The organism is Flavobacterium stagni, assembly GCF_004122105.1.
GTDB lineage: Bacteria > Bacteroidota > Bacteroidia > Flavobacteriales > Flavobacteriaceae > Flavobacterium > Flavobacterium stagni.
Genome location: NZ_SBKN01000005.1, coordinates 281,166 through 294,042 on the forward strand (window position 1 = coordinate 281,166; position 12,877 = coordinate 294,042).

Annotated in this window: 9 protein-coding genes; 5 read left to right on the top strand and 4 right to left on the bottom strand. The window is 39.3% G+C overall.

Features of this window, described 5'->3' with window-relative positions:
- Positions 1 to 88: 88 nt before the first annotated feature.
- Both EQG61_RS09925 and EQG61_RS09930 read left to right on the top strand, forming a co-directional pair.
- On the top strand, positions 89 to 2,869 hold the full coding sequence (locus EQG61_RS09925) for a DUF7619 domain-containing protein (RefSeq protein ID WP_129461763.1): 2,781 nt from the start codon (positions 89 to 91) through the stop codon (positions 2,867 to 2,869).
- A 179-nt stretch (positions 2,870 to 3,048) separates the two neighbouring features.
- Positions 3,049 to 7,110: a DUF7619 domain-containing protein gene (locus EQG61_RS09930; protein WP_129461764.1), complete on the top strand. Its 4,062-nt coding sequence runs from the start codon at positions 3,049 to 3,051 to the stop codon at positions 7,108 to 7,110.
- A gap of 52 nt (positions 7,111 to 7,162) precedes the next feature.
- On the opposite strand, the gene EQG61_RS09935 is transcribed toward EQG61_RS09930, so the two are convergent.
- Positions 7,163 to 7,639: a TspO/MBR family protein gene (locus tag EQG61_RS09935; RefSeq protein WP_129461765.1), complete on the bottom strand. Its 477-nt coding sequence runs from the start codon at positions 7,637 to 7,639 to the stop codon at positions 7,163 to 7,165.
- Between the two features lie 75 nt (positions 7,640 to 7,714).
- On the opposite strand from EQG61_RS09935, the gene EQG61_RS09940 reads away from it, so the two are divergent.
- Genes EQG61_RS09940 through EQG61_RS09950 form a run of 3 tightly spaced genes read left to right on the top strand, consistent with a single transcriptional unit; the run spans position 7,715 to position 10,684 of the window.
- On the top strand, positions 7,715 to 8,803 hold the full coding sequence (locus EQG61_RS09940; protein WP_129461766.1) for a diphosphomevalonate/mevalonate 3,5-bisphosphate decarboxylase family protein: 1,089 nt from the start codon (positions 7,715 to 7,717) through the stop codon (positions 8,801 to 8,803).
- A 15-nt stretch (positions 8,804 to 8,818) separates the two neighbouring features.
- Complete coding sequence (locus tag EQG61_RS09945) at positions 8,819 to 9,757, top strand: mevalonate kinase family protein (RefSeq protein WP_129461767.1); 939 nt, start codon at positions 8,819 to 8,821, stop codon at positions 9,755 to 9,757.
- A 9-nt stretch (positions 9,758 to 9,766) separates the two neighbouring features.
- Positions 9,767 to 10,684 carry a geranylgeranylglycerol-phosphate geranylgeranyltransferase gene (locus EQG61_RS09950; protein ID WP_129461768.1) on the top strand — a complete coding sequence of 306 codons (918 nt, stop codon included), beginning with the start codon at positions 9,767 to 9,769 and terminating at the stop codon, positions 10,682 to 10,684.
- Between the two features lie 132 nt (positions 10,685 to 10,816).
- Here the strand turns inward: EQG61_RS09950 and EQG61_RS09955 are convergent, their stop codons facing one another.
- The 3 genes from EQG61_RS09955 to EQG61_RS09965 all read right to left on the bottom strand — a co-directional run.
- Entirely contained in the window at positions 10,817 to 11,338 is a 522-nt protein-coding gene (locus EQG61_RS09955) for a gamma carbonic anhydrase family protein (protein WP_129461769.1), read from the bottom strand.
- A gap of 42 nt (positions 11,339 to 11,380) precedes the next feature.
- Entirely contained in the window at positions 11,381 to 12,382 is a 1,002-nt protein-coding gene (locus EQG61_RS09960; protein ID WP_129461770.1) for a PorP/SprF family type IX secretion system membrane protein, read from the bottom strand.
- 4 nt (positions 12,383 to 12,386) lie between these two features.
- A partial coding sequence (locus EQG61_RS09965) for a T9SS type B sorting domain-containing protein (RefSeq protein WP_164974925.1) occupies positions 12,387 to 12,877 on the bottom strand: 491 nt, incomplete at its 5' end.

Sequence of the window (12,877 nt, forward strand, 5' to 3'; positions counted from 1 at the left end):
TTCTCAATTAAAAAACACCATTACTAGTTTGCTGATTTTAATTAATAGCAAATTTCTATATTTAGGGTTCATTTTAAATGTGTTAGCCATGAAAAGAATAGTACACTTTTATTTACTTTACTTGATTTTCATTTCATTTCATGCTACAAAAGCAGCTACTAGCGATGTAAACTGTGCTGCTCCCACGCAATTAACCCTAGTAAATCTCAATGCAAATACGCTAACATTTACTTGGACCGATTCAAATGCAACTGTTGTACAATGGGAAGTTTTTTATACCATTTTCAACACTGGATTACCTACAGCTAGCACCACGGGAACCCCTGTATTTTCTATACAACATACACTTACCAACCTCACACCGGGCACCTATTATTCCATTTTTGTTCGAAGCCATTGTCCCAATGGAGAAGTAAGTTCGTGGAGTAACCCACTGAGTGTAATGAACCCTGCGAGTCCGCCCAGTTGTGGTTCGACTTTTACCGACAGCGGTGGGGTGAATTACGGCTATTCGGCCAATGAAGATTTGATTTGGACGGTTTGTCCGTCGATGCCGGGAGAATACACGAGTATAGTGTTTAGTGAATTTAATGTTTCCGCCCAAATTGATGCCTTGTATATTTACAACGGTCCCGATACCAATTCGCCATTAATTGCGAGTGGGAACGGACCAGGAAATGTCCCAGGAGGTTTAGCAGGTGGATATTGGGGCAATCAGTTGCCAGGACCTTTCTTAGCGACCAATCAAAGTGGTTGTTTGACATTTCGTTTTCGCAGCGCTACCAACTCGCAAAATTCAGGTTGGAATGCAAGTGTAGATTGCATTCCTGACCCCAATTGTTACGACCTCAATACCGCAGTAACCGCAACACAAGTCACAGATACTTCCGTTACCGTTACCTGGACGCCACCGAGTGGTATTACCCAGTGGGAAGTACTTTATGTGCCGTGTACCAGCGCACCTCCTTCAGCCGATACAAATGGAATTCAGGTTAACACCAACTCATATACCTTTACCAACTTAAATCCGAATACGTGTTACACGCCGTATGTTCGCAGTTTATGTCCATTTCCGCCAGGTGGTTATTCCTTATGGTCAATTGGCTCAACGTTTACAAGTCATTATCCAGACCTCAGTTGTGGTGCAGTTTTTACCGATTATCCTGGGTTAAACTCAAATGGGTATGCGAATAACGCGAATCACATTACAAAGATTTGTCCTGATGCCACAAGTGAGAGTGTTACTGTAACGTTTACTTCATTTTCTACCGAAGTGAATTTTGATACGATGTATGTGTACAATGGTAATTCCACACAGGCTCCTATGATAACAAGCAATAACGGTCCCGGTTTTTTTAACAGCTCAATGCCCGGTGGCTATTGGGGTACAACGATACCCGGTCCGTTTACTTCAACGAGTCCCGATGGTTGTTTGACCTTTCAATTTATCAGTGATAGTTCGGTTGTTTCAAGTGGTTGGGAAGCCAATGTGACTTGTAATGCTATCCAGCCGAAACTTATTGCCATTGCTTTTGTAGATTTCAATGGAAATGGCATTCAAGAGTATCAAGAGCCTTATTTTAAACATGGGGATTTTGCGATTCAAATGAATAATTCGGGCACCACTACTTTAGTGAATACAGCTACAGGATTCTACACCTTGTATGATTCCAACCCGACCAATACTTATGACATTAGTTATTCGATTTATCCTGATGCACAACCATTTTATCAAGGAAATGGATACTCCGTTAATGATACAACAATCAGTGCTACCACACAGTATGTTTATTTTCCAATAACCTATATCCAACCTTTTTCTGATGTAGAGGTAACCCTTACACCCGGCAAATCTGCCGTCATAGGTACACAACATTATCAATTTGTTCGTTTGAGAAACAATGGTCCGTTACCCACTTCGGGAACATTAACCTATACAAAACCGAGTCAGATCACTTCAATTTCGTCACCAACACCTGGGGTAACTACATCAACCAACGGTTTTACTTACCCCTATCAAATTAGTGCCTTCTCAACTATATATATCGATGTGAAATTAACAATCCCAAGCTCACCAACTGTTTCGATTAATGAAATTATAAGTTCAGCAGTAAGTGCAACTGCTTCGAATGATATAAATTCATCGAATAATACATTTTCACTAACAGAACAAATTGTTGGATCATGGGATCCCAATACAAAGAGTGAAGTACATGGACCGTTGATTCCGATTACAAGCTTTAACACTGATGACTATTTTTATTATCAAATCAATTTTCAAAATGAAGGAACTGCCAATGCAGAAAAGGTGCAAATTGAGGATGATTTAGAAAATGGAATTATACCCGAAAGTGTTCAAATGGTAGCGTCTTCTCACAATTATATTTTAGAACGAACTGGAAATCATTTGGTTTGGAAAATGGACAATATCCAACTTCCTCCAAAAAGTGTGAGTAATATATTGAGTCGGGGATATGTACAATTTAAGGCAAAATTACAGCCCGGATTCCAATCGGGGACTCAAATAATGAATTCAGCTTCCATCTATTTCGACTCCAATCCCGCTGTTGTAACCAATACTTGGCTTTCCGAATTTGTAGCGCCAATGAGTACACAATCCGTAAACAATTCGTTATTTGTATTGTATCCAAACCCTGCCCAAACAACCGTTTACATCCAAAATATATCCGATGAAGTTCTTGAAAAAATATCCATTTGGGATGTAACAGGAAAATGTATTCAAACACTATCAACGTTTAATCAATCATTTCCTAGTTTCAAAATTGATGATTTGAATAATGGTTGGTATACCATTGAGTTAGTAACTAAAAATGGAACCCGTTCGTATTCAAAATTAATTAAAAACTAAACGAAGACAGTATTCCTAAAGTAGTAGTACAATCCAATTTTATGAAATCGAGATTTATTACTTTTTATCATAACAGATCAAAATCTTTCAAATTCTCTTTGAATCTGTTAAAATAATAATTTACAATAGTTAATTATTTAAAAATCAATGTATATTTGGTAGATAAAACCTATCCAAATATGAAAAAACAACTACTCCTGACTTTATTAGTCTTATTGGTTGCCCCATTTTCTTTATTGGCTCAAACGACCTACAATTGTGGTGAAATTTTTTACGACACAGGAGGACCGAACGGTAATTATGGAGACAATGAAAATAATATGGCCGTTTTATCCAGTGCCATTCCGGGTCAAACCGTAATTCTAACATTAACCAATGTTACCATTGATGACGGTGATGTTCTTACAATTTATAATGGCCCATCACCCAATTACCCTATTCTTCAAACGATTACCAATGTAACAGGAGAACAATACACCTTTATTTCTTCGGATGTATCGGGAAGCTTGTCGTACGGATTCACCTCTGATGCGAATGGAAATAATACGGGATGGACTGGTGCAGTTGAATGTATCCAATCAGTGTGTATGCCTCCATCACAAATCACTGTGCAAACCTTAAATTCAAGTTCTGCTTTGATTAATTGGGCCGACCCAAACGGTTCGGCAATGCAGTGGGAAGTTATTATTTCTACTTCTGGGATGGCGCCGCTACCTAGCGATACGGGTGTAATTGTGACATCTCCATCGTATTTAGCATCCAATCTGACTTCAAATAACTTTTACACGGTATACATTCGCACATATTGTGATCCTGTAACCACAAGTGATTGGTCTACGGGTTATACTTTTTATCTTCCGGGATGTGACAGTCCTTCAAATGCGGTTGTTTCTAATATCACTACCAACACAGCAGACATTGCTTGGATTGGCGGACAAGCTACAGAATGGCAAATTTTAGTGCTACCGGTTGCTTCAGGTTCACCTGCCGCTACAACATCTGGAACACCTGTTATTGCAACCAACTTTAATGCAACGGGATTAAATCCTAGCACGGTTTACAATGTATTTATTCGATCGATTTGTAACGGAGTTCCTTCTCCTTGGAACAATTTATCGCAATTTACTACACTTGCTGGTACCACAACAACTTGCGGAAGCGTATTTACTGATCCCGCTGGTGCCAATGCTAATTATGCGAATGGTGCCAATGTAACCAACGTACTTTGTCCAGACACACCTGGACAAGCTGTAACGGTTACGTTTACTTCATTTGCAGTAGAGACCAATTATGATGCATTATATGTTTATAATGGTAATTCTGCCAACGCACCTATGATTGCGAGTACGAACCCAATCCCAACTAGTAATCTTGGTCCAGCTGGAGGCTATTGGGGTACAACAAACCCAGGCCCATTTACATCAACTAGTGTGGACGGTTGCCTTACCTTTGTATTCAAAAGCGATGGTTCAGTAACTCAAGCAGGTTGGGTAGCTAATGTAAGCTGTGGAGCACAATCCAATTGTTTACCTCCATCAGTAGTTACAGCATCCAATGTAACTAGTAATTCAGCTGTTGTAACTTGGACGAATAATTCCCCCAATACAACGCAATGGGAAGTAGTTGCAGTTCCTTGCGGAACAACAGCCCCTACCCCCAATTTCACTACAACAATTGCAACAACAAATCCGTTTACACTTACTGGTTTAAATGCGGCTACTTGTTATAATATATTTGTTCGTGCAGTTTGTAGCCCAACCGAAACGAGTGCTTGGGCATCAACGGCAACTTCAATTACAACATTGATTGCACCACCCGTTTGTGGCGGCACATTCACTGACCCAGCTGGACCTAATGCGAATTACGCGAATTCAACCGACTCCACAACCACGATTTGTCCAACAAATCCAGGGGATGTTGTAACCGTTAATTTTACAACCTTCTCTACGGAAGCGCTTTGGGACGGACTCTATGTTTTTGATGGTAATTCCATTAATGCACCCATGATTCCAAGTACCAATGGTGCAGGCAATGTTCCAGGCAATATTCCAGGTGCTTGGTGGGGAACGTTAACGGGCGGCAACTTACCTTCTTTTACTTCTACTTCACCGGATGGATGTTTAACATTCCGCTTCCGAAGTGATACGACAGTAAATGGAATTGGATGGGTAGCCGATATTATCTGCGGCCCTGCACCAACTTGTCTTCGTCCAACCAATGTAGTCACTTCAAACATTACACAAACCACTATGGATGTGAGTTGGACAGCAGCTTCAACAACCAACACCCAATGGGAAATTTTTGTACTTCCTTGTGGGGCTCCAGCTCCAACAACTACTTCAACAGGAGGTATTATTACTAGTGTTAATCCAACTTCACTAACTGGACTATCGGCGGGTACTTGTTATGATATTTATGTTCGCACCGTTTGTTCAGCCGCTGACGTGAGTGTTTGTACCTTCCTTCCTAACCAATCCACCCAATTAGCTCCACCTGCTTGTGGTGGTGCATTTACAGATGCGGGTGGACCCAATGCGAATTATCCAAACAACTCAAATCAAACGTATGTCATTTGTCCTTCAACACCAGGAGAAATTGTTACAGTTACCTTTACGACCTTCAACACAGAAGCCAATTGGGATGCCTTATATGTTTACAATGGCAACTCGACTTCTTCACCAATGATTCCTAGTTCGAATGGCGCTGCCAATGTCCCAGGAGGCTTAGCAGGCGGTTATTGGGGAACAGCAATTCCAGGCCCATTTACTTCTAGTAGCCCTGACGGATGTTTAACGTTTGTTTTCAGAAGTGATGGATCTGTAGTTCAAAGTGGATGGACAGCCAATGTAACTTGTGCCCCCGACCAACCAAAAATTTTAGTGGTAGCATTTGTGGACTCCAATAACAACGGAACACAGGATGCTGGCGAACCCAATTTCCCAAATGGAAACTTTGTTGTACAACAAAACAATTCAGGAACTGATCTATTAGTGTATGCCCCAACCGGCATGTATACGATTTATGACACCGATCCAAACAACACTTACGACATTAGTTATCAAATTCTGCCTGAAGCGGCGCCTTATTTCTCGGGCAACGGTTTTACAGTAAACGATGTAAATATTCCTGCTAATGGAGGCACACAAGTTTTCTATTTCCCTATTACCAATACACAACCGTACAGTGATGTAGAAGTGAGTTTAACACCTTATGGAGCCCCTCCTAGACCAGGATTGGTTTATACACAGCGTTTATTAATCAAAAACAATGGTATCGCAGCTGCTTCAGATACAGTTACCTACGTACGTCCTACTCAAATTTCAGTAGTTTCAGTAAATCCAACTGGAACAGTAGCAACAACTAATGGTTTTACGTATGCGTTTACAAATTTACAGCCGAATCAAACCATTACGTTAATTGTATACTTAACAGTTCCCACAACTCCTACAGTTAATTTAAATGAATTATTGACAGCAACAGCTACTGTATCGTCAGCTAATGATATCAATGCGCAAAACAATTCCGCTTCTTTATCGCAAATTGTGGTGAACTCATGGGATCCTAACGATAAAATGGAAGCGCATGGAGATAAAATACCATTCAGTTCATTTAATCAAACGGACTATCTATTCTACACCATCCATTTCCAAAATATGGGAACGGCGAATGCTATTGACGTTCGTATAGAAGATGATTTGAGTCCGTTGATTGATCAAGAAAGCATCCGAATGGTGAGTTCGAGCCACAATTACATCATGACACGTGAAGGAAACCATGTAGAATGGAAATTTGAAAATATCCAATTGGTTCCTGAAATTGTGAGTCCGGATGCTAGTAAAGGCTATGTTACTTTCCGCGTGAGACTCAATCCTGGATTCCAAGTAGGAACCATTGTACCCAACACCGCTTCTATTTTCTTTGATAGTAATCCTGCGATTGTTACCAATACTTGGACTACAAAATTCACAGCTCCGCTTGGTGTTAATGGTCAAGAATATGTGGCTTTTGTGATGTATCCAAATCCAGCAGACCATGAAGTTACTTTTGCTGCCAACAACAGTGGTGAAACCCTTCAAGACATTATTATTTACGATCTTTTAGGTAAAACCGTAAAAGAGGTTCGCGATGTAAACACATCAAATAGTACAATTTCAATTGAGGAATTACCTCAAGGATTGTATATGGTGGAAATTGCAACAACTAGTGGTTTAAAACTGACTCAAAAATTAATCGTGAAGTAGTTTCGATACTTTATATAAAAAGAAAAGCCGTTCAAAAAATGAACGGCTTTTTTTATCGATTTAACCACCAAATGGCGGCGTTCAACAATGTAGCAAAACCTACCCATGCCAAATAAGGCACCAATAATCGTGCAGCCCACACATGAATCTTTTTGAATTGAGTATACGTTTCAAAAATCATTAGCCATAATAAAACCACCTCGATTAATGCTAATAACGGATTGCATAACACAAAAAACAAATACGACCAAAGGGCATTCAATCCCAATTGTATCACAAAAAACAAAAAGCCTTTTTTTACGGCTTCGGGATGCTCATTTTGTTGATTCCATACCAATCCGCCCGCTATTCCCATAAAAATATACAAGAGGGTCCAAACCGGTGCAAACACCCAATTGGGCGGATTAAAAAAAGGTTTGACCAATGTAGGATACCATGTTTTTATACTTTCTTGTGTTGCCATTCCTGACAAATAACCCACAACAAGGCAAGTCATCACTACTAAACCAATACGTAAATACCGTTGCATATCTTTTTTTGGACAAAGATACTAAAGCCAAACGTCACGCTGATTTTCTTTTTATCTTTGTGTAAAAAATAAACCATGCCTGCAACCGCAGATTTTAAATTTACGGCCTCCATCGATGATTCATTATCTGGATCTTCTTGCTGGTCAGCTCCAAGTAATATTGCCCTTGTGAAATATTGGGGAAAAAAAGAAAACCAAATTCCGGCCAACCCATCTATCAGTTTTACATTAAACCAATGCAAAACAATCACGGGAATTGACTTTCAACCCAAAAAAAATACAGGACAATTTTCATTTGATTTCCTTTTTGAAGGACAACCCAAAGAAAGTTTCCATCCAAAAATTGAAAGTTTTTTTCAACGAATATTCCCCTATTGTCCATATTTATCCCACTTTCATTTCAGTATTGATTCCCAAAACACTTTTCCACACAGTTCAGGAATCGCCTCATCAGCCTCAGGAATGGCGGCTTTATCCGTAAACCTTATGGATTTAGAACGCCAATCAAACCCATCGATGTCTGAGGAATATTTTTGGCAAAAAGCTTCGTTTTTAGCGCGATTGGGTTCGGGAAGCGCCTGCAGAAGTTTGAAAGGACAAGTGGTTGTTTGGGGCGAACATGCTACCATTCAAGGGAGTACTGACTTGTATGGTGTTGAATTTCCAGATGAAATTCACTCCAATTTCAACCATTATCAAGATACTATTTTGTTGGTAGATAAAGGAGAAAAGCAAGTTTCCAGCACGGTCGGTCATGATTTAATGCACAATCATCCGTATGCAACAAGACGTTTTGAACAAGCCCATGACAATTTAAAGGCCATGCAAAACGTTTTAACAACAGGTGATTTGGAGCAATTCATTCAATTAACGGAAAGTGAAGCTTTAACGCTTCATGCGATGATGATGACCTCCATGCCTTATTTTATATTAATGAAACCCAACACCTTGGAAATCATCAATAAAATATGGAGCTTCCGTCGAGAAACAAAAATTCCCTTATGTTTCACCTTAGATGCCGGTGCAAATGTGCATGTTTTGTATCCCGAAAACGATAAAGCAGCCGTTTTGCAATTTATTCAGAGCGAATTAGTTGGCTATTGTCAAAAGGAGCAGTATATTTGTGATGAAATTGGTAACGGAGCACTAAAAATTCAACGTTAACAGCAAGTGAAACTTATGAAAGGACCGCTATTTTACTCGAAAATTTTACTTTTTGGTGAATATGGAATTATTAAAGATTCGAAAGGTTTATCCATTCCTTATAATTTTTACAACGGTGCTTTGAAAATCGACGGCAACACGTCTGCAGAAGCCCTCCAATCCAATGCAAGTCTTCAAAAATTTGTAACGTATTTAGAACAATTACAAACCGAACAACCCGATTTAGTTCAATTCCAATTGGAACTTTTAAAAACGGATGTTGCCAACGGAATGTATTTTGACTCCAGCATCCCACAAGGTTATGGTGTTGGGAGTAGTGGTGCTTTAGTAGCGGCTATCTACGACAAATATGCCTTGAATAAAATTACCATTTTAGAAAACCTAACCCGCGAAAAATTATTAGTCTTAAAGACCATTTTTTCACAAATGGAATCGTTTTTCCACGGTAAAAGTTCGGGATTAGACCCTTTAAACAGCTATTTGAGTATTCCTATTTTAATCAACTCCAAAGACCATATCGAAGCAACGGGCATTCCTTCACAAAGTGCAGAAGGCAAAGGCGCCGTATTTCTTTTGGATTCAGGTATTGTAGGCGAAACCGCGCCTATGGTCAATATATTCATGGAAAACTTGAAAGACCAAGGTTTCCGCAATATGTTGAAAAATCAATTCGTGAAATACACGGATGCCTGTGTTGAAAATTTCTTGGGCGGTGATTTTAAATCGCTATTTGCCAATACCAAACAACTATCAAAAGTGGTTTTGAACAACTTTAAACCCATGATTCCGGAACAATTTCATGGCGTATGGCAAAAAGGAATTGAAACCGACGACTACTATTTAAAATTATGCGGTTCTGGCGGCGGTGGCTACATCTTAGGGTTTACCCAAGATCTAGAAAAAGCGCAAAACGCATTAAAAGACTACAAACTCGAAGTCGTTTACCAATTTTAACACAACCCCATGTTGAGTCGTAAAACCAAACTTACGATGATGAAAATCATCAGTATGTTTTCTGTGGTTCGCGGCTACAATATACCTGTTGTTGTATTGGCCCAATATCTTTCCGCTATTTACATTTTTGCCCCTAACAAACGGGCTCTCAATGTGGTTTTAGACGGCGTACTATTTCTCATCGTTTTAGCCTCCTCGCTCACCATTGCATCCGGCTATATCATCAATAATTTTTACGACAGTAATAAAGATTTAATCAACCGACCCACAAAATCGATGTTGGACCGACTCGTGAGTCAAAAAACAAAACTTCAAGTCTATTTCACTTTAAACTTTATCGTTGCGCTACTCGCCTGCTTCATTTCGTTTCGAGCCGTGTGTTTCTTTTCCGCCTATATTTTTCTGATTTGGCTGTATTCCCACAAATTAAAACGAAAAGTATTTATTGGCAACCTCACAGCGGCATTACTAGCCGTACTCCCTTTCTTTGCTATATTATTGTATTACAAAAATTTCTACCCCGAAATTATAGCTCACGCCTCTTTTTTAGGCATTTTAATCTTAATGCGAGAAATCATTAAAGATCTTGAAAATATTCAAGGTGATTTAGCCAATAACTACCAAACCATACCCGTAAAATATGGTGAAAAAATGGCGCATTCCATTTTAACCGGACTGACGATTTTCACCCTAGTACCCTTATACTTTTTAATCGAAGTGTATGATGTAGGCTATATGGATTTGTATTTTTACAGTGCCACTTTAGGTCTCATTGGCTTTAGCCTATTTGTCCGCCGATCACGAGCAAAAAAAGATTATTTAACGCTCCACCTAATCCTAAAATTCCTGATTGTTACCGGAGTATTTAGTATTGTTCTGATTAATCCAAAAGTACTCGTGCACGGCAGAAGTTTGTTGCCGTTTTAGTGAATTAGGAGCACATACCCATGCAACTATCGCCTACCTTCCCGCTTTTGCCTTTATCTCACCTTCCTAACGTCAGGTGAGGATACCGGCGCAATCGGGGCTAAATGAGGCGTAACAAGGGTTTATCAGGTATTATTCTGTTTCTTTAAACCAACTCGAGTACATCACATAATTATTCGAAATGCGCTCTATTTCTCCAGCAAAATCCGAAGCATTGAGTTCTTTTACTTTCTTCGCTGGTACACCTGCATAAATTGTCCCTGATTCCACCACCGTATTTTGTGTCACCACTGAACCCGCCGCTACAATCGAATTGCTTTCAACCACACAGCCATCCATTACAATCGCCCCCATGCCAATCAATACATTATCGTGCAACGTACAACCATGAACAATCGCATTATGACCAATGGACACATTATTACCAATTACCGTTGGATGTTTTTGATACGTAGCATGAATCACGGCACCATCCTGAATATTTACTTTGTTTCCTATTATTATGGAATGTACATCGCCACGCACAACGGCATTAAACCAAACACTACACTGACTGCCAAAAGTGACTTCGCCAACAATCGTTGCATTTTCAGCAACATAACAATCTTCAGGAATGACGGGTGCTATTCCGCGAACGGGTTTTATTATTTTCATATAAAAAAGAATCCCGACGAATCGGGATTTATGAGTTGATTATTAATTCACTGCAGGACAATTACAGTGGTATTTCTCAGGCTTGCAGAACAAGTTCAAACCAAGCGTGATTTGATGAAAACCACCATTATCAAACTTCACATTACCCATCAAATGAGAATAGGTATAAGATAACATGAAACTTTTATAATTTACCCCTAAAATGGGTGTAATGTATTGCATTTTCTGATTGTTCACAGATACACCTTCAATATATTCTGCACCGTCCAAACTTCTGCGATAGGATAATCCCGCCCATAATTTTCCAAATTCAAGATCTTTATACGCTTTCACATTCAAATCCACAGTAGTTTCCTTAGTTTGGAAAACATGTTGTAACATGAAGGAAGGCTCCCACTGAATAGTTTCCGTATCACCAAAAGTATATCCCATATTAAACAACAAACGTCTTAAATTGGTTGGCTCACGATCTGTATACAAACGACGTGCATTAGCTACCGCATTCTTAACCGTAAAATGGGCATAGAAATCCATGTAATTATACGAAGCACCAATATCCATATTGAAATAAGAAGCTTTTTGAACAATAGTTCCGTCAATAATTGGATCGTAAGAAGGATTATTCAATAAAAAACTCGTTTCATCCAATAAACTTTGTGCAAAACCAGCATTAATACCGAATGACAATTGATTTAAATCAATATTATCTCTTGAAAACATAATGTGGTGGGCATAAGCCAAACGAAAACCTTTTTGTGAGTGGTAACCGTTTTTATCATTAATTAAAATGATACCCATACCGTCCTTATCCGTCAAACTTCCATTAAAACTTAAAGTCTGAAGCGCTGGAGCATCTTCTTGTCCAAACCATTGCTGACGTGCTGTCAAACGCAACTTTGCACAATTTGAAGCACCTGCCATTGAAGGGTGTAGTAAAAAATAGTTATCAGAAAGATAATCGGAATAGACCGGTAAAATCTCCTGTGAAAAAATGGGTTTAGCAAGTAGCAGTCCTACAATTAGGAACAAACGTCTCAGTTTCATTGTATTATCGTTTTAATGAGAAATGGGCTTTAAATTCTTTTACAATATTCCCTTCAAGGTATTCTACTTTAAACCAGTAATCCGTACCAGGCATAAGGTAACCATTGTAGGTACCGTCCCATCCTGGCGAGGCTGGACTGATTTGCTTTATGAGTTTTCCTTGGCGGTCAAATATATAAATTTTTGCGTTGATTTGACTACTTAATCCTACAATATTCCACGTATCGTGAATACCGTCACCATTCGGAGTGAAGTAATGCGGATAATCGATAATCGAAACCCCACTAATCACTAACGGATCACAACTGTTGTCCATACCTCCTTTGGTATCCCAAACTGTGATGGTATGTTCGCCCAACGGTACATTCTCAAAGACATTCGAGATTTGTCTCGGACCGTCGTCTAAGCTGAAGACATAGCTACCATAACCCGTTACATTCACCGTGATGGTTTGTAAGTCGGAGAAGGCATTGGTCACTACATAGCCAATAGTAC